15 protein-coding genes are annotated in these 17,304 nt (G+C 60.2%); 7 read left to right on the top strand and 8 right to left on the bottom strand.

The features are described from left to right. Nucleotides 1–39 precede the first annotated feature (39 nt). Complete coding sequence (locus D3870_RS20530; RefSeq protein ID WP_119742913.1) at nt 40–1,662, top strand: long-chain fatty acid--CoA ligase; 1,623 nt, start codon at nt 40–42, stop codon at nt 1,660–1,662. Nucleotides 1,663–1,684: 22 nt separating this feature from the next. Beyond that, the gene (locus D3870_RS20525) at nt 1,685–2,488 is read left to right on the top strand and encodes an enoyl-CoA hydratase-related protein (RefSeq protein ID WP_119742912.1); all 804 of its coding nucleotides are present in this window, start codon (nt 1,685–1,687) and stop codon (nt 2,486–2,488) included. Nucleotides 2,489–2,887: 399 nt separating this feature from the next. Here the strand turns inward: D3870_RS20525 and D3870_RS20520 are convergent, their stop codons facing one another. The 3 genes from D3870_RS20520 to D3870_RS20510 are packed head-to-tail and all read right to left on the bottom strand — an operon-like array spanning nt 2,888 to nt 5,851. Further along, nucleotides 2,888–3,853 (bottom strand): Bug family tripartite tricarboxylate transporter substrate binding protein, encoded by a 966-nt coding sequence (locus D3870_RS20520; protein ID WP_119742911.1) that lies wholly within the window; start codon nt 3,851–3,853, stop codon nt 2,888–2,890. 33 nt (nt 3,854–3,886) lie between these two features. Beyond that, nucleotides 3,887–5,062 (bottom strand): CaiB/BaiF CoA transferase family protein, encoded by a 1,176-nt coding sequence (locus tag D3870_RS20515; protein ID WP_119742910.1) that lies wholly within the window; start codon nt 5,060–5,062, stop codon nt 3,887–3,889. A gap of 12 nt (nt 5,063–5,074) precedes the next feature. Then, complete coding sequence (locus D3870_RS20510) at nt 5,075–5,851, bottom strand: enoyl-CoA hydratase/isomerase family protein (protein ID WP_158590538.1); 777 nt, start codon at nt 5,849–5,851, stop codon at nt 5,075–5,077. Nucleotides 5,852–5,915: 64 nt separating this feature from the next. On the opposite strand from D3870_RS20510, the gene D3870_RS22200 reads away from it, so the two are divergent. Then, entirely contained in the window at nt 5,916–6,596 is a 681-nt protein-coding gene (locus tag D3870_RS22200) for a GntR family transcriptional regulator (RefSeq protein ID WP_147375892.1), read from the top strand. Between the two features lie 56 nt (nt 6,597–6,652). Here the strand turns inward: D3870_RS22200 and D3870_RS20495 are convergent, their stop codons facing one another. Next, a complete protein-coding gene (locus tag D3870_RS20495) occupies nt 6,653–7,546 on the bottom strand; it encodes a LysR family transcriptional regulator (protein ID WP_119743190.1) in 894 nt (297 codons plus the stop codon). A 129-nt stretch (nt 7,547–7,675) separates the two neighbouring features. Here D3870_RS20495 and D3870_RS20490 point away from each other — a divergent pair, with 129 nt between their 5' ends. The 4 genes from D3870_RS20490 (at nt 7,676) to D3870_RS20475 (ending at nt 13,449) form a co-directional block, all read left to right on the top strand. Further along, nucleotides 7,676–9,169: an acetyl-CoA hydrolase/transferase family protein gene (locus D3870_RS20490; RefSeq protein WP_119742908.1), complete on the top strand. Its 1,494-nt coding sequence runs from the start codon at nt 7,676–7,678 to the stop codon at nt 9,167–9,169. A gap of 151 nt (nt 9,170–9,320) precedes the next feature. After that, entirely contained in the window at nt 9,321–10,268 is a 948-nt protein-coding gene (locus D3870_RS20485; RefSeq protein WP_119742907.1) for a bestrophin family protein, read from the top strand. Nucleotides 10,269–10,569: 301 nt separating this feature from the next. Beyond that, the gene (locus tag D3870_RS20480; RefSeq protein WP_119742906.1) at nt 10,570–10,797 is read left to right on the top strand and encodes a hypothetical protein; all 228 of its coding nucleotides are present in this window, start codon (nt 10,570–10,572) and stop codon (nt 10,795–10,797) included. A gap of 258 nt (nt 10,798–11,055) precedes the next feature. Then, nucleotides 11,056–13,449 carry a DEAD/DEAH box helicase gene (locus D3870_RS20475; RefSeq protein ID WP_119742905.1) on the top strand — a complete coding sequence of 798 codons (2,394 nt, stop codon included), beginning with the start codon at nt 11,056–11,058 and terminating at the stop codon, nt 13,447–13,449. A gap of 66 nt (nt 13,450–13,515) precedes the next feature. Here the strand turns inward: D3870_RS20475 and D3870_RS20470 are convergent, their stop codons facing one another. The 4 genes from D3870_RS20470 to D3870_RS20455 are packed head-to-tail and all read right to left on the bottom strand — an operon-like array spanning nt 13,516 to nt 17,299. Continuing rightward, nucleotides 13,516–13,713 carry a hypothetical protein gene (locus D3870_RS20470; protein ID WP_119742904.1) on the bottom strand — a complete coding sequence of 66 codons (198 nt, stop codon included), beginning with the start codon at nt 13,711–13,713 and terminating at the stop codon, nt 13,516–13,518. A 9-nt stretch (nt 13,714–13,722) separates the two neighbouring features. Next, nucleotides 13,723–14,448 carry a DUF2894 domain-containing protein gene (locus D3870_RS20465; protein ID WP_158590537.1) on the bottom strand — a complete coding sequence of 242 codons (726 nt, stop codon included), beginning with the start codon at nt 14,446–14,448 and terminating at the stop codon, nt 13,723–13,725. Between the two features lie 14 nt (nt 14,449–14,462). Continuing rightward, nucleotides 14,463–15,110, bottom strand: a complete 648-nt coding sequence (locus D3870_RS20460) for an OmpA family protein (protein ID WP_199710844.1) — start codon at nt 15,108–15,110, stop codon at nt 14,463–14,465. Further along, on the bottom strand, nt 15,110–17,299 hold the full coding sequence (locus D3870_RS20455) for a DUF802 domain-containing protein (protein ID WP_242490122.1): 2,190 nt from the start codon (nt 17,297–17,299) through the stop codon (nt 15,110–15,112). Before D3870_RS20455 ends, D3870_RS20460 begins: the two co-directional genes overlap by 1 nt. Nucleotides 17,300–17,304: the final 5 nt, after the last annotated feature.

Raw genomic sequence — 17,304 nt, 5'->3', positions numbered from 1 at the left:
AGCGCCTGACAAGAAGGCGCTTTGAAAAAGGAGACAAGTATGCAGAGCACCATGATGCACATGCCGTTGATGATCAACCAGATCCTTGAACGGGCCAATCAGATTTTTGGAAACCGCGAAATCGTCTCGCGTCGTCCGGACAAGTCCCTGCATCGGACCACCTATGGCGCGCTCTACCGGCGCAGCCGACAGTTGGCCGCTGCGCTGGTCGAGGCCGGCATCAGGCCCGGCGACCGCGTCGCCACCCTGATGTGGAACCATGCCTTCCATCTCGAGGCTTACTTCGGCATTCCGGCTGCCGGCGCGGTGCTGCACACGCTGAACCTGCGGCTCGCCCCCGATGACATCGCCTACATCATCAACGATGCCCAGGACCGCATCCTGCTCGTCGACGACATACTGGTGCCGCTGATGGAGAAGTTCAAGCCGATGGTGAAGCTGGAGCGCATCATCGTCGTGCCGACCTCCGGCGCGCGGGTGCCGGAAGGCTATGACAACTACGAACAATTCATCGAACGGGATGCCTCTGCCTATCGGTATCCCGAGTTCGACGAAAATGCCGCCTGCGGCATGTGCTACACCTCCGGTACCACCGGGCGTCCCAAGGGCGTGGTCTATTCGCATCGCTCGACCGTCCTGCATGCGCTGGGTGTGGCGTTGCCGGATTGCCTGGACCTGTCGGTGACGGATGCCGTGCTGGCGGTCACGCCCATGTTTCACGCCAATTCCTGGGGCGTTCCCTATGCGGCGGCAATGGTCGGTGCCAACCAGGTGTATCCGGCCCAGCATATGGGCGCGGCCGATCTGCTCGATCTGATGGAAAGCGAGCAGGTCACGCTGGCCATGGGAGTGCCGACCATCTGGCTCACCATCCAGCAGGCGCTCGAAGCGGAGTCGATGCGCTGGAAATTGAAGAAAGGCATACGCATGATGGTCGGCGGTTCGGCCGCGCCGCCGGCGATGATTGCAGCCTTTGAAAAACACGACCTGTCGATCAAGCATGGCTGGGGCATGACCGAACTGTCGCCGGTAGGCACGCTCTCCTGGCTCAAGCCGGAACACGCGACACTGCCGGCGGAGGAACAGTACGGGATTCGCGCATTGCAGGGTATTCCGCTGCCGCTGGTCGAGCTGCGCATCATGGGCGATGACGGCCCGATGTCATGGGATGGCAAGTCGGTGGGGGAATTGCAAGCGCGCGGTCCGTGGGTGACCGGTGGCTACTACAACTCGCCGACCGATCCCGACAAGTTCACGCCTGACGGCTGGTTGCGTACCGGTGACGTTGCATCGATCAATCCGGCCGGCTACATGCGCATTTCGGACCGCACCAAGGACCTGATCAAGTCCGGCGGTGAATGGATCAGCTCGGTCGATATCGAAAACGCCATCATGGGACATCCGGCAGTGGCGGAAGCCGCCGTGATCGCGGTCAAGCATCCGAAATGGGATGAGCGCCCGCTTGCCGCCGTCGTGCTCAAGCCGGGCAGCGAGGCGAGCATCGAGGAATTGCGCAAGCATCTGGAAGCGCATTTCGCGAAATGGCAGATTCCCGATGACTGGGCGTTCATTGATGCCATTCCGCGTACATCGACCGGCAAGTTCCTGAAAACCAGGCTCAGGGACGACTTCAAGAGCTGGGTATCGAGGACGCCGGGCTGACAAGGCCGAGAGAGGTATCCGGATGACATTCAATCTGCTCAAACTCGACATATCCGACGGCGTCGCGCGGCTGACCCTCGACGCCCCGGACAGCCACAACGCCCTGACCGAAAGCATGCAGCGGGAAATGCTGGCCGCGCTCGATTGTCTCAAGGGCCGTGATGATGTCGGCGCCCTCATGGTCACCGGCAGTGGAAAGGCGTTTTGTTCGGGAGCCGACCTGAATTGGCTCACCAGACGGGGTGAGTCGGGGCCGTGCGTGAACATGGATGCGCTCCGGATGCTGGAGCAGCTCGCCAATCCGCTCATTCTGGCACTGCAGCAACTGCCGATGCCCGTCATCGCCGCGGTGAACGGGGCTGCGGCCGGCGCAGGCTTCAGTCTCGCGCTTGCTGCGGATATCGTGCTGGCAGCACGTTCCGCCTTCTTCGCATCGCCGTTCCTGCCCCGTCTTGGACTGATCCCGGACATGGGCGCATCCTGGATGCTGCCGGCCATCGTTGGGCGGGCCCGCACGCTGGGCATGATCCTTCTCGGTGATCGTTTGACTGCGGAAAAGGCCGCCGACTGGGGATTGATCTGGGAATGCGTTGACGACAGCGAGTTGCTCGGTGCCGCCAATCAAGTCGCACGCAGGCTTGCGCAAGCACCATCGCACATCGCCATCGAAGCCCGGCGCGCATTGGCGGCGGCCGGCAGCCAGGGGCTTGAAGCCCAGCTCGCCTATGAATACCAGCGTCAGCTCGACCTTGCCGCTCGACCGTCGTTCGGCGAAGGTGTGAGTGCCTTTCTGGAAAAGAGAGCGCCTGATTTCAGGCCGCGCTAAGAGTGCTTACAGAGAAGTCAGTAATTTAGATGACAACATTGTGACCACATTCCCTCCCCTTCAAGGGGAGGGTTAGGGGTGGCGCAGGGATTTCGAGGAGCATGCTCCTCGCCTGCGGAACAGCAGAGGCTTGCAAGCCTCTGTGCGCCCTGCAAGGGGGGATGGGTTAAATCCGCAGCGAAAAACCCATCCCCATCCCGGCCGTCCCACGCACTGCCTTGCAAGGCAATGCGATTCAGCAGGCGCAAAGCATGCTTTGCGAAACCCCTGCTTCATCCCCTTGAAGGGGAAGGAGTTGAAGCAATGCAGCCGTCGTCCAAATTTCTGACTACTGAGTAATTTCGGCTGCTTCCGGCATCAGTCCTGATTCCAGCCGGCCGAGAAGAAACCGGCTTACCTTCAGTCGATCTTGGCACCGGATTTTTCCATCAGTTCCTTTTGCCGCTTGCCATCGGCGAGGGCCCATTCGGCAAATTCGGCCGGCGAATTGGAAGGAAAGGTTTCATTTCCCGTTTGCGCAAGTCTGGTCTTGATTTCGGGATCGTTCAGTATCTTTACGCTGACATCGGCCAACTTGCTGACGATTTCCTTCGGCAAGCCGGCCGGGCCGTAGAGGCCGAACCAGAATGAATAGTCGTATTCCTTCAGTCCGGCTTCCGTGATGGTCGGCAAGTTAGGGAATAAGGGCGAACGCTGGGCCGTCGTTACCGCGATGGGCGTAATGCGGCCGGTCGGTGCAAGCGACAGTATGGAAGGCGGAGTGCCGAACGTGATATCCACATCGCCCGCAGCCACGGATTGCACGGCTTGTGCACCGCCCTTGAACGGCACATGCATCATCGTCGCACCGGATTGGATTTCGAACATGCGCCCTGCAAGATGCGGTGCCACGCCGTTGCCGGATGAGGCATAGCTCACTTTTTCCGGAGCACTCTTTGCACGAGCGATCAGATCCTGCGTGGACTTGATGCCGCTCGCCGAACTGACGGCGAGAAGCATGGGTGAACGTGTCCATCGCGCGATTGGCGTAAAGTCCTTCGCTTCATATTTGATGTTTTTATAGAGAACCCGGTCTGCACCATAGATGCCGGCACTTCCCATGTAAATGGTGTATCCGTCCGGGGCTGCCCGGCTGACATAGGTGGACGCGATGGTGGTGCCCGCTCCCGGTCTGTAGTCCATGACCACGGGCTGCCCGAGTTCCCTGGACATCCTGTCTGCGAGCAGCCGCGCAACGTTGTCGGCACCGCCGCCCGGCGGAAAGCCCACGACCAGATAGACGGGCTTGCCCGGATAGGCCTGGGCAAGCGCGATGCTGCTTGCCATTGCAAGAGTGGCAGCCACTGCGAATCGAACGGATTTCATTATCTTTGTCTCCTATGGGTTTGTTTTGAGAAGTCAAACACCGAGTTCGTTGAGCAGCGAGGCTCGATGCTGGTCCAGATCGGGTGCCGGCTGAGATGCCTGCGGCTCCTCACCGACGAACTGGATCGGGCAGGCCGCCGTAATGAAGGGTTTGCCGTTTGGCAGCGGCAGTTCCATCAGCATGCCGCGCGCGTTTATTTGCGGATCGCGCATGACGCCGGCGACGTCGTTGACCGGGCCGCACGGAATGCCGACCGAGGTGAGGTGATGCAGCCATGCAGCGGCGGTTCGGGCGGCGAGGGCTTGTTCGATCAGCATCTTGAGCGCGGCATGATGTTCGCAACGCAGCGGATTCGTGGCGAACCTGGGGTCGGTCTTCGCGTCGGGCAGTCCGATCGCATCGCACAGGCGCGGGAACATGCGGTCGTTGCCGGCTGCTACCACCAGATAGCCATCCTGCGCCTTGAACACGCCGAATGGCGTAATTGATGGATGACGCGAGCCGATGGGGCCGGGCACGACGCCATCCACCTGATAGCGTGCGAGCGCATTTTCCAGCAGCGCCACCTGCGAATCGAGCATGGCAATGTCGACATGCTTGCCAATGCCGGTCCGCATGCGCTCGATGATTGCCGCCTGAACGCCGATGGCCGCGAACATGCCTGCGCCGATATCACCGATCGATACGCCGACGCGGGTTGGCGGACCGCCTTCCTCTCCTGTCAGGCTCAGAACGCCTCCCATTGCCTGCACCACCATGTCGTAGGCCGGCAGTGCGCGGTATGGCCCGGTTTGTCCGAAGCCTGAAATCGAGGCAAGTATCAGGGCCGGATGACGGCCATGCAAGACATCCCATCCATAGCCCAGCTTGTCCATGGTGCCGGGCGTGAAGTTCTCCACGAGGATATCGGCGCTTGCGAGCAGCTTGTCGAACAGGAGGCGATCCGCTTCGACTTTCAGGTTGAGTGCAATCGATTCCTTGTTGCGATTCACGGAGAAAAAATAGGCAGACGTCGGCGGCCCATCATCGTTGTGAATGAACGGGCCGATATGGCGGGCATCGTCGCCGATCTCCGGCATTTCCACCTTGATGACGCGCGCGCCAAGATCGGCAAGCAGCAGGGTGCAATAGGGGCCGGCGAGCACGCGGGTGAGATCGAGCACGATCAGGCCGGCGAGCGGACCACGGGTGTTGGCAGTGAGTGTCATGGTGCCCCCCGATCAACGCGAAGCCCGTTGACGCTGTGCGGCCATTGCGCGTTCGGCGATTGCCGGACCATCGTAGGCAGCCAGCAGGGCGGCGCGCTGGTCGGGCGCGGTGCCTTGACCATATGCGGCGGCGTTGAGCACCTGCTTCATTGCCGCCAGCGGCCGGCTCGGCATGGCCGCGATGTCAACACCGACGGCCAGCGCCCGCGCCAGTAGCGCATCGGCCGGCAGGATTTCGTGCAGAAAGCCTGTCGCCAACATGTCTGTCGCCGGTACTTTTTCCGCCATGAATACGAGTCGCTTGGCGTGGCTCAGGCCGAGCCGGCTGACATAGCGCTGGAGCGCGCCGGCGTAGAGCGGGAGGCCGAAGCGCGCCGCCGGCATCAGCATGTAGGCGCTTTCCTCGCCAAGGCGCAGGTCGCAGGCGAGCGCAAAATCGGTCGCACCGCCGATGACGGGGCCGTTGATGGCCGCAATGGTGATCAGGCGAGTGCTTTCCAGCCGGTTTGCCACATGTTCAAAAGCGCTGTCGTCCCCCTCGTGGGACCGCTGATTCACGCCGACGCCGGAAGCCAGTGCGCGCAGATCGTAGCCGGCACTGAAATACTTGCCACGCCCTGTGAGAATCAGTACGTGGACCTGCTCGTCGACCTCGCATTGATCCAGCAGGCGCTCCAGTTCCGCCAGATCGTCCGGTTGTATGCGGTTGGCATTCGCGGGGCGATTCAATTCGATAAAAGCAACGTGCTCTGCCGGCCGGGAGAGTACCGGCGTCGATTCTACACTCATAAGTCTCCTGATGTATGCCAATTTATAAAGTTGGTATACCAGAAGCGTAATGTAAAATTCCAACATGAGCAAGCAAATCACTTCAGAGAGTCTGGCGGACACCGTTCGAGCCGCCATGGAAAAAGGCTTCCTTGATGGAACATTTCTTCCGGGACAAGTTTTTGACGAACGTTCATTGGCAGAAAAATTCGGCGTTTCCCGGACGCCGGTGCGAGAAGCCATCCTTCGGCTGGTCGCGCAGGGACTTTTGCAAGTCCTGCCCCGCGCGGGCGTGCTGGTGCCGAAGCTGAGCATCAAGGAATTGTTGTCGCTGCTGGAAATGCTGGCCGAACTGGAAGGCGTGTGTGCCAAATTCGCTGCCAGGCGCATGGACAGCGTTGAACGGCATGCATTGCGGGAAGCCTTCCATGTATGTGAAGCCGCGGCAGCCGCCGCACAAGTCGCTGCCTATCAGGAAGCCAACACCCGATTCCATGAAGTGATCTACGCGGGCAGCAGAAATGAATGGGCCAGAAATCAGATTCGCGCCCTGCGTCTGCGCTGCGCCAGTTATCAGCGTTCGCGCTTCGATCTTTCAGGACGACTGGAACAATCGTTGCAGGAACACCGGGAAGTCCTTGAAAGGATCGAGGCTGGTGACGGGGAGGGCGCGCGACATGCAATGATTGAACATATCTCGGTAGGCGGACGCGACTTCGCCGAATTCGTCAGCTCGCTGCCTGCGGACTTGCTGGGCAGCGAGTGAATGCACGGATGCCGAACGGCAGATCAATGGTTGAGGAATGGTTATGGCATGCAGCGTTACTCCCTGATGCGCGCATCCAGCACATCCCGGCACACCTGCATCCACGCGCTCGCCGCATGCGATAGATAGCGGCCATTCCATATCTGCGCGACCTGCCAGGACACTTCCGGTTCGACGATGCGTATGGCGTCCAGGCGCTCGGTCGCAAGACGGTTGATGAAGGGTTCGGGCAGCAGCGCCACGCCGAGTCCGGCGGATGCCATTGCCAGCAGCCAGTCCCACTGGCCACTTTGCGCGGCGATCTTCGGCGCAAAGCCGGCCTCGTCAAAAGCACGGCGCAGTGTGCGGGTCAGTGCGAAATCGTCCTTGAGCAAGACCAGCGGCATGTCGCGCAGCACCTTGAAGCGGAGCGTGGTGCGATGCTTCGGAAACGTGCCGGCCCGCGCCAGCGCCCAGATGGGGTAGCTCGCAATGGAGTCCGACACCAGGTTCAGATCGGGGGCGGCCGGCAGCACCGTCATGCCGATTTCCAGTTCACCTGCCGCGACCTGGCGTTCGATGGCCTGGCCGGTGTCTTCCCGCAGGCTCAGCGTGATGCCCGGATGGCGCTCGCGAAAGGCCTTGAGTACCGGCGTGACCAGCAGATTGATCATCGGCGGAATGCCGATCGCCAGGCTGCCGTGCCGCAATGCCTGTGTATCGCGCACTTCCAGCGTCAGCTGACGCATCGTCGCCAGCATTTCTTGTCCGCGCTCGAACACGACGCGGCCGGTATCGGTCAGCGCCAGCTTGCGTCCATCGCGGATCAGCAAGGGCGCGCCCACTTCACTCTCCAGCTGGCGCACCATTTTGCTGATGGTCGATTGCGTAACGTGCAAGGCCTCGGCGGCCTGGGTGAAGCTGTTGAGCCGAACGGTTTCGACGAAATAGCGGAGGGAGCGAATATCCACGGTGATGACAATCAAGGTATGAAAAATCCGACTGGATATCAGCACTTTAATTCATGCGACGCCGGATATCCCGATTTTAAAATGCAGCGGAATAGCAGATATGCATCGTAGAAACATCGGGAGACCATCATGTACAAGGACCGTATTCGCCACTCGGCACTCCTGAGCAAGGTGATGCCGGCGCAAGACGCCGCGCGGCTTTTCAGGAACGGCATGACCGTCGGCATGAGCGGCTTCACGCGCGCCGGCGATGCCAAGGCGATGCCGGCCGCGCTGGCGGAACGCGCCAGACACGAGCCCTTGCGCCTGACCCTGATCACCGGCGCTTCGCTCGGCAACGGCAGCGATGGGCTGATGGCCGAGGCCGGCCTGCTGGCGCGCCGCCTGCCCTTCCAGTCTGATGCCACCCTGCGCGGCAAGATCAATGCCGGCGAGGTCATGTTCATCGACCAGCATCTGTCCGAGACCGCCGAGCATTTGCGCTCGCACAGCATCGCGCCGGTCGATATCGCCGTGATCGAGGCCACCGCCATCGCGGAAGACGGCAGCATCGTGCCCACCATGTCGGTCGGCAATTCCGTCAGCTTCGTGCAGCAGGCGCGGCAGGTCATCGTCGAAATCAATCTCAGCACGCCGCTGGCGCTGGAAGGCTTGCATGACATTTACACGCCGGGCCGCCTGCCGCTGCGCGAGCCGATCCCGCTGCTCGGTCCGCAGCAGCGCATCGGCGCAACGACCATTGCCGTGGATCCGGCGCGTATCGCCGCCATCGTGATCACCGACAGTCCGGACAGCCCCTCGACCATTCTGCCGCCCGATGCCGAAACCGAGGCGATCGCCGGTCACGTGATTGCGTTTCTGGAGAACGAAGTCAAGGCAGGGCGCATGAGCGCGGAGCTGCTGCCCTTGCAGGCCGGCATCGGCACCATCGCCAATGCCGTGCTGCACGGACTGGTCGGCTCGCCGTTCAGCAACATGACGATGTTCTCGGAAGTGTTGCAGGACAGTGCCATCGAGTTGCTCGATTCCGGCCAGCTGGCGTTCGCATCCGCATCGTCGATCACCCTGTCGTCGGCAATGCACGACAAATTCATGCGCAATATCGAACACTACCGTTCGAAGATCGTGCTGCGCCCGCAGGAAATCAGCAATCATCCTGAGGTGGTGCGCAGGCTCGGCATCATCGCCCTGAACACTGCGCTGGAATTCGATCTCTACGGCAACGTCAATTCGACGCACGTCGGCGGGACCCGCATGATGAACGGCATCGGCGGTTCCGGTGACTTTGCGCGCAACGGGCATCTGTCGATGTTCGTCAGCAAATCGGTGGCGAAGAACGGCAGCATTTCCAGCGTCGTGCCGATGGTCACGCACGTCGACCATACCGAGCACGATGTCGATGTCCTCGTCACGGAATGGGGGCTGGCCGACCTGCGCGGTCTGGCCCCGCGTGAACGGGCGCCGCTGATCATCGAACGCTGCGCCCATCCCGACTATCGCCCGCAGTTGCGCGCCTACTTCGAGGAAGCCTGCCGGGGCGGCGGCCACACGCCGCACGTGCTGGAGAAAGCGATGTCCTGGCATGTGCGTTATCAGTCGTCGCAAACCATGCTGGCTGCCTGATTCTTGAATGACGAATGGCGTGCGGTCTTCGACCGCTCTGCGTTCCTTCTTTGCAAGAGGAGGGAGTTGCGGCAATGCAGCTTTCGTCCGAATTCGCGACTTCCCGACTTCTGAATAATTTGATGTGCATCGTGACGCATAGGATCAGGCCATGATCGTCCGTGACCGGCCATCGGGGCTGCGCTTGTTCCTGACGATGCGGGGATCGATCCTGTCGCGGATCTGGAAGAGCCTGCTGGTGACGACCGTGCTGGCGATCGTCGTGACGCTTACCGGCGGCGTGCTGATGCACCACAAGATCACGCTGACAACGATTCCCTTCACGCTGATGGGATTGCCGCTGGCCATCTTCCTCGGCTTTCGCAACAACTCCGCCTATGACCGTTACTGGGAAGGGCGCAAGCTGTGGGGGGAGCTGGTCCTCAGGAGCCGCAATTTCTCCCGGCAGTGCCTGAGCCTGGTCGGACCGGTTCCGCCGGGCAAGGTCGATGGAGTCGGCGTTGACATTGATGTACGCGCGCGCATGATCCACCGCGCCATCGCCTTCGCACATGCATTGCGCCATCAGCTGCGCGACTCCGACAGCACGGCCGAACTGAAATCCTTGCTGACGGCAGACGAATGGCAGCGCCTCGCCAAGGCATCCCACAAGCCGCACTTCCTGATGGAGCGCATGGGCGAAGACCTGCGGCACTGCCTGAACGATGGCCGGATCGACACCGTCCTGACGGCATCAATCGATGCCACGCTGTCGGCAATGGTGGCGGCGGGCGCGGCATGCGAACGAATCAAGAATACGCCGATTCCTTTTTCGTATACGCTGCTGCTGCACCGGACAGCCTACCTGTATTGCTTCCTGCTGCCCTTCGGACTGGTGGATTCGCTCGGATTCATGACGCCGTTTGTCGTTGGCATCGTTGCCTACACGTTCTTCGGACTGGATGCGTTGGGCGACGAGATTGAAGAACCGTTCGGTGTTTCGGCCAACGACCTGCCGCTCGAAGCGATCTGCCGGGTCATTGAAATCAATCTGCGCGAATCACTTGCAGAGGAGAACGTCCCTCGACCCTTTGCGCCGGTGGACTACCAGCTCACCTGATATGGGCTTTCTTCACGAGCAATAATCCGCAATCTTGCCTTGCCATGTTTTTGCATGACAATCGATGGACGCCTGCATCGGGCCGATGGTGTTGCAAAAGTCGCCATGGCAGTCGACTCGGCGGAATGCGAGAATTACCGGCCTTGAATGATCATGTAGCTGGAGACTGATGCGGACTACAGCATCGGCCGCGAACGGCCAGCCGTCAGGACTGTATATGCCCAGTCGCCAGGACAATTTTCCTGCCTGTCCATGCACCCTCTGCCTTATGATGGGTAGCCGTGTCGGCGAAAGGTAAGCGATGGCTTCAATTGAGGATGTTGTTAAAAAGCAGAAGGCCGGTGCGCGGTTTGTCATTACTGCCCAGATGCTCCGTTTGACACCACTGGAGTTCGATACGCTGGCGCAGCGCTGGCTCGATGACGGTGGACCGGGATTCAACGTCGTCGGCGTTCCCCATAGAACCGTGGTGGACGGCGAATTCATCATTAGCCGTGTTACGGTGATCAGGACCACAGCGCCGTTATAGCCCGCCTTTGGGTTGTATCCTGCCGTCCGATGGTTTCGAGGTCCAGCCACAAAATGCCACGATAGGCATCGAAGCTGAATCGGCGTCCATTGTTGACGTTCGGCATCTATTCATGCAGCCGTCAGCAGTGGATAGTACAATCGCGCCGCCTTTACGCTATATCACCTCATCGACGCGACTCTGCTCGAGCAGCAACAGAGTAAACTCTGTACCAAATCCTTTCGCAACCCGCGATCCGAACAATCCCGAAAGCAAGCCATGTCCGATACACCCTTCCCGTCATTTGCCGATCTGAGCCTGAGCGACCCGCTTTTACGCGTGCTGTCAGAACTGGGCTATGAGTCGCCGTCGCCGATTCAGGCTGCCACGATTCCCGTCTTGCTGAGTAACCGCGATGTGCTTGGTCAGGCGCAAACAGGTACCGGTAAAACAGCGGCATTTGCCCTGCCCATTCTTGCCCGCATCGACATCAGGCAAACCGTACCGCAAGCCCTGGTGCTGGCGCCGACACGCGAACTGGCGATCCAGGTGGCGGAAGCCTTTCAACGCTACGCCACGCACATTCCCGGATTCCATGTGTTGCCGATTTATGGCGGCCAGAGCTATGGCCCGCAGCTCGCCGCATTGCGGCGCGGTGTGCATGTGGTCGTCGGCACGCCGGGCCGCGTGATTGATCACCTGGAAAAGAACTCGCTGGACCTCTCGCAAATCAAGACGCTGGTGCTTGATGAAGCCGACGAGATGCTGCGCATGGGCTTTATCGACGATGTCGAAACCATTCTGCAAAAGACGCCGGCGTCGCGCCAGACGGCCTTGTTTTCCGCGACCATGCCTTCCGCGATCAAGCGCATCGCACAGACCTACCTGCACACTCCCGCCGAAGTCACCATTGCCGCCAAAACAGGCACGGCCGACAATATCCGTCAACGCTATTGGCTGGTCAGCGGCATGCACAAGCTCGATGCGCTCACGCGCATTCTGGAAGCCGAGACATTCGACGGCATGATCATCTTCGCGCGCACGAAGCTGGGCACGGAAGAGTTGGCGGGAAAATTGCAAGCACGCGGATTTTCTGCCGCAGCGATTAACGGTGACATCGTGCAGCAACAGCGCGAACGCACCATCCAGCAACTCAAGGACGGCAAGATCGACATCCTGGTCGCCACCGATGTCGCCGCGCGCGGACTTGACGTCGAACGTATCAGCCACGTGGTCAACTACGATGTGCCGCACGATCCGGAAAGCTATACGCATCGCATTGGCCGTACCGGGCGCGCCGGACGCAGCGGCGAAGCTATCCTGTTTATCGCCCCGCGTGAACGCAATCTGCTCAAGGCGATCGAGCGCGCGACACGCCAGCCGATATCGACGCTGGAATTGCCCAGCATCCAGGCAGTCAATGATGTGCGCATCGCCCGGTTCAAGGACCAGATCGGCGACACTCTTGCAGCCGGTGGCCTGGAAACATTCCAGTCGCTGATTGAAGACTACGAGCGCGAGCGGAATATCCCGGCAGTGGAAATCGCTGCCGCACTCGCAAAACTGGCGCGTGGCGATGTGCCGCTGCTGCTGGATAAAAACTCGCGGGAGCCGCAGGGCGAACGCTCGTGGTCGGATGACAAGTCCGCCCAGGCCGGCAGGTTTGAACGCAGCGAACGTGGACCGAAAAATGAGCGCTCAGGCGAGCGCCCGGAAAGATTCGAGCGCCATGAGCGCAAGGATCAATTCGAGCGGCCCGCCTTTCCCCGCAAGGAACGCATCGACCGCCAACCCGATGCCGGCATGCAGACGTTCCGCATCGAAGTCGGCCATGCGCACGGCGTCAAGCCCGGCAACATCGTCGGCGCCATCGCCAACGAGGCAGGGCTCGACTCCAAATACATTGGCCGCATCGAAATATACGACGATTACAGCACGCTCGATTTACCTGACAGCATGCCGGACGAGCTTCTCGATCACCTCAAGACGGTGTGGGTGGCCGGTCAACAACTGCGTATCAGCCGCGATGGCGAACCCGCGAAAGCTTCCGGAAAGCCAGCGTTCAACAAAGCGCACGCATCCGACAAGCCGACCGGCGACGATGCCGGCATGCACACCAGGAAGTCTGAACGCAAGGAACGCCCCGAGCGCCCCGAGCGCCCTGAGCGCGATACCCAGACTGCACATACGGCACATACTGCACCGCCAAAGAAAGAACGCAGCGATCGCAAAGGCGATGTCGGCATGCAGGCTTTTCGCATCGAAGTCGGTCATGCGCACGGCGTCAAGCCCGCCAATATCGTTGGCGCCATTGCCAACGAGGCGGGTCTCGATGCCAAATATATCGGCCGCATCGAGATATTCGATGACTACAGTGTGCTGGATCTGCCGGAGGGTATGCCAAAGGACGTTTTTGAACAGCTGAAAACGGTATCGGTGGCCGGGCAACAGCTACGCATCAGTCATGCCGGCGGGCGCACTCCGACGGAAGACAAATCCGCTGGCAAGAAAATCACGCTATCCGTTCCCAAAACAGGCGGCGACCGAAGGGTGAATGAAAAGAAATTCGGTGACAAGGCGCCATTCAAAAGAACGACGGGTTCCGGAAATCGCACTGCCGATGCGGCGAAACCCAGACCAAAACCGCACCGCAAAGGCGGGAAGCCTGCATGATGTTTGATTGCGAGAGCCACGCGCGCAGGCATTGGCTCTGCAGCAGTTTGCGTTGAATGAATCACTTCAATCGGCCGGAAGCACCCGTGTTGCCCGACGCGGCTTGCCGGCCGATGACCGCACCTCGGTCCGTTCTGCGATCTCCAGTTCCTCATCGCCTTCCATGCCTGGATGCTGCACTGTGCTCTCAAGCGTGGGCACGATGAAACCGTGCCTGCCCTGTGAAGTTTTACCGTCGCACCAAGGCATGAAGGAATCGGCCATTACGCCAATTCATTTTTTCGCCGCCCTTGCTACCTGAGGTTTTTTGGGATTGCCCGGTTTTTTATTTTCGTATTGATCGAGACATAACAAGGTATCTGCGTAAGACATGAACCGGTTGAGATAATCGGGTGAGATATCGCGCATCAATGCCAGTGAGCGCAGCACCAGCATGTGGGAATTGATCGGTCCGGCATTCTTTGGGGCTTGCTCAAGTGCCTGTGCCACCTGTTTGTCAACGCTCAGTTTTGACCAGGTATTCCTGAAATTCCGTATGGTCTTCAGTTCGGAACGCGATCCGGGATTTCTATCCACATGCGCATCGGCCATTTCCGGAGAATGCTGCTCAAGCTGGCGCACCAGCGCGCTCAAGGATGCGCATTGTTCGCTGCTCTTCAGGGTGGCGATGAATCGTTGCAATCCTTTGAAATCACCAGCGACAAGGAACCGTTGCAGATCGTTGGTCGCCTGCGGATATTGCTGCACACTTCGCTCGACGGTTTCCCTCGCGTCGCATAGCGCAAGATCGAAGCGTTCCTTGAACGCCGCCAACGCCTGCTCCAGCCTGGCGTCGAGCATGCGCTTGACGCTCCCCTGATGCGCCATTGCGCGTTTTTCCAGCACTTCAATATAGTGCAGGCGCACGGGGTCAAACCGATCCGCGCCTGCCATGCGCAGGGAAGCGATCAGCGCATTGAAATCAGGGGATGAGTCCGATGACGCATCCGCGAGTTCCATGTGATCCGGCTCATTCATGAGGCGGCATTTTTTGCGTTCTGGGTTTTCGGCACGGGCGCCATTTCCACCCGCCGGTTTTGCGCACGCGCGGCGTCATCGGTGTTGGGCTTGACCGGCTGCTCGGAACCAAATGCCGCCGCAAACACCATGGAAGAAGGCATCCCTTCCTCGATCAGGGTGCGCGTGACGGTCAAGGCGCGCTGCGCCGACAACTCCCAATTGTCCGCGAAGGGGCCGCCCCGTATGCGCTTGTCATCGGTAAATCCGCTCACCATGAGCATTTCATCACGCGCCGCCAGATAAGCCCGCAGCGGCGTGACCAGGCTATTCAATAATTGCCGACCCTCAGGCTGCAACTGATCCGAATTGGGCGCGAACAGGACCTGGCCGCTGATGCCGATGCGCCCATTGTTCAAGGTGATGCGCCCCGTGGCCAGCGGAATCGCCAAGGCTTTTTCCAGGCTCATGCGGCGCTGCTCTTCGAGCTGGCGCTTTTTCACTTCGTCTTGCAGGCTCGACGTCAATTCCATCTGGACGGCGACCACGCCCACCAACAGCAGCACGAAAGCGCCCAGCAAGCTCGACATCAAGTCGCCAAACGCGGGCCAGACCGGCGTGCCGTGTTCGGCGCCTGCGTCAATGTCGTCCACGCTGTCATTCATTACCTGACCTCTTCGGCATCGGCTTGCATTGCCGGCAGTTGGCGCAGCCCTTCAAGGACTTCCTTTTGCGACGCCATGGAGAGGTCAATGATGTCCCGTGCCTGGGCCACGTAATAGGCGAGTTGCTCGTCGCTTCTCGCCATGGATTTGTCCATCGCGCCCTCAATGCGCTGCAGATTTTCGATCAGCTTTTCATTGGCTTCGTTGAACGCGTTCACGGCAAAACCAAAGGCTTCGGAGAGGCTCGATACCTCGACCGCGCTGCTGGTGACGTGCGCGGCAATGTCGGAGAGTTTGCTTGCTTCGGCGGCAACGTTGTCCGAGAACGCGCTGGCGGTAGCGTTGAGCGCCGCCGTGGAGGAGGCCACCAGGGAATCGATCACGGTGCGCTGTTCAAGGGACGCATGATTGATCGCTTCGAGCAGTGCATTGAGTGTTTCCATGATGCGGCTGCGTTCCTCGAGCAATTCGTTGTCGCGCACAACGCTGCTGGAGATCTGCTCGCGCAATTGCCCAATCACCTCCGCCGCAGCGCGTGGCGCTTCCGAGGCCGTCTGGATGAGGCGGGTGATCGGTTCTTCCAGCGCGGTGCCGAGCGTTGTCAGATGACTTGTCAGCGCAGTTTGTAGCGCAGTTTCCAATTGAGCCAGACGTTCAACCGCTGCATTGCCACGCGCGGCTTCTTCATCCTTGAGCGCGCCGAGTTCGGACCGTAACAGGCTGGCCAGTTGATCCATGCGTTCGCGATGTTGTTCGATCCAGTGCGCTTCAGCGGCGATGCGGGAGCGCATCAGCTCTTCGGCGCTCGTGATCAGACGCGTTGTTTCGGCCAGCGAATTGCTGGCGCTCGTCCGCGCCTGCTCGGTGATGTCTTGCACGGTCTGAGTCAAGGTGCTGCAGATGTTCTGCTGCTGGGAAAGTGTTTGCGCGCCCGTTTGTTGCAATTCGTGAGTGAGCGCCGCCGCCATTGCTTCCAGCGACTGTGTCCATGCCTGCTGTCGCTGTGTGTCGCGCTCGGCCTGATCGGACTGCAGGCTGGAGTAGGCCGCGCCAACGGTGGCCACGAGGGCGCCTGAACGCTGCTCGAAGGTCTCGTTGAATGCCTCCAGCGAGCGGCCCACGTTGCCGACGATGCCCGCGCTTGTCTGTTCGTGGCTCTTCAATGCCGCCGTCCAGGTGTCGGTCACGGTGGTGGCGGTATCGCTGAACCGAGCAGAAAGCCCGTCGAGTTGTATCTGCACGGTATCGGCCATGCGTTCGTGCATCAACCTGGCGTCATGCGCGATCCCGCTCATCGCAACCTCGACCACGGGTTTGATGCTTTCGCCGGCAACATGAGCGCTCTGGCTCAAGCTCTCGCGCAGGGATTTATCTATTGAACTTGCCAGTTCGGTATAGACGTCTTTGACATTGCGATGAAAGTCTTCCTGATTGCTGAGCAGGCGCTGGCTTAATTGCTGACCAAGTTGCTGGCTCGTGCTTTCCATCTGCGCCATCATCGCCTGCAATTTGTCGACCACGGCAGGCAAGGCCTGCGATTGCAACTGCAGTGCCTTGAAGGTTTCCTGACGCTGATGGGTGAGAGAAAAGCGGCGCAATACCGTGGCAATTCTGGTGTCCAGCAGTTGCGCTGTCAGCATTCTTTCGCGTCGGCTGAGTGCCGACATCAAGCCCAGCATCGCCGATGCGGCAACCCCGGCCACCGAGGTGCCAAACGCCAGCCCCAGCCCCGACACCGGAACCGCAAGTGCCGAGCGGATCGCCTGAAGATCGCTCGTTTTTTCCAGTGCAAAGACTGCGCCCTTGAGCGTGACGACCATGCCCAGAAAGGTACCGAGCATCCCCAGCATCACCAGCAGCCCGACCAGATACGGCGTGAGGGCGGGGCCGGGCAAGCCGACACGTTCGCCCTCGATGCGCAAACGCACGGGGTTTTGCAGTGAAGGATGCACCTTGACTAGCCAACCATCGAGATCCGCGAGGTTGTCAGGAATCGCCACCAGCGCGGCGCTCAAAGTCGATGTGGCCTGACGAAACTGACGCAGTTCGAGCGCGCCAAACACATAGGCTGCGCCGATGATCGCCGTCATCGCCAGCGCCAGAAAACTGGAGTCGATGAACCCGACGCCCACCCAAACGATCCCAAGCGCGCCCAGCAAGAAGGCGACTGTAAATAAATGCTTATTCAACTTTT

This window comes from Noviherbaspirillum cavernae, assembly GCF_003590875.1.
GTDB lineage: Bacteria > Pseudomonadota > Gammaproteobacteria > Burkholderiales > Burkholderiaceae_D > Noviherbaspirillum > Noviherbaspirillum cavernae.
The sequence above is the reverse complement of the archived record's forward strand: the minus strand, read 5'-3'. Positions and strand labels throughout refer to the sequence as shown.

Coding starts and splice junctions, on each gene's coding strand:
- D3870_RS20460 (WP_199710844.1), bottom strand. CDS start 15,110: ATGAATGACAGCGTGGACGACATTGACGCAGGCGCCGAACACGGCACG.
- D3870_RS22200 (WP_147375892.1), top strand. CDS start 5,916: ATGAGCAAGCAAATCACTTCAGAGAGTCTGGCGGACACCGTTCGAGCC.
- D3870_RS20480 (WP_119742906.1), top strand. CDS start 10,570: ATGGCTTCAATTGAGGATGTTGTTAAAAAGCAGAAGGCCGGTGCGCGG.
- D3870_RS20510 (WP_158590538.1), bottom strand. CDS start 5,851: ATGAGTGTAGAATCGACGCCGGTACTCTCCCGGCCGGCAGAGCACGTT.
- D3870_RS20465 (WP_158590537.1), bottom strand. CDS start 14,448: ATGGAACTCGCGGATGCGTCATCGGACTCATCCCCTGATTTCAATGCG.
- D3870_RS20470 (WP_119742904.1), bottom strand. CDS start 13,713: ATGGCCGATTCCTTCATGCCTTGGTGCGACGGTAAAACTTCACAGGGC.
- D3870_RS20485 (WP_119742907.1), top strand. CDS start 9,321: ATGATCGTCCGTGACCGGCCATCGGGGCTGCGCTTGTTCCTGACGATG.
- D3870_RS20490 (WP_119742908.1), top strand. CDS start 7,676: ATGTACAAGGACCGTATTCGCCACTCGGCACTCCTGAGCAAGGTGATG.
- D3870_RS20520 (WP_119742911.1), bottom strand. CDS start 3,853: ATGAAATCCGTTCGATTCGCAGTGGCTGCCACTCTTGCAATGGCAAGC.
- D3870_RS20530 (WP_119742913.1), top strand. CDS start 40: ATGCAGAGCACCATGATGCACATGCCGTTGATGATCAACCAGATCCTT.
- D3870_RS20525 (WP_119742912.1), top strand. CDS start 1,685: ATGACATTCAATCTGCTCAAACTCGACATATCCGACGGCGTCGCGCGG.
- D3870_RS20475 (WP_119742905.1), top strand. CDS start 11,056: ATGTCCGATACACCCTTCCCGTCATTTGCCGATCTGAGCCTGAGCGAC.
- D3870_RS20515 (WP_119742910.1), bottom strand. CDS start 5,062: ATGACACTCACTGCCAACACCCGTGGTCCGCTCGCCGGCCTGATCGTG.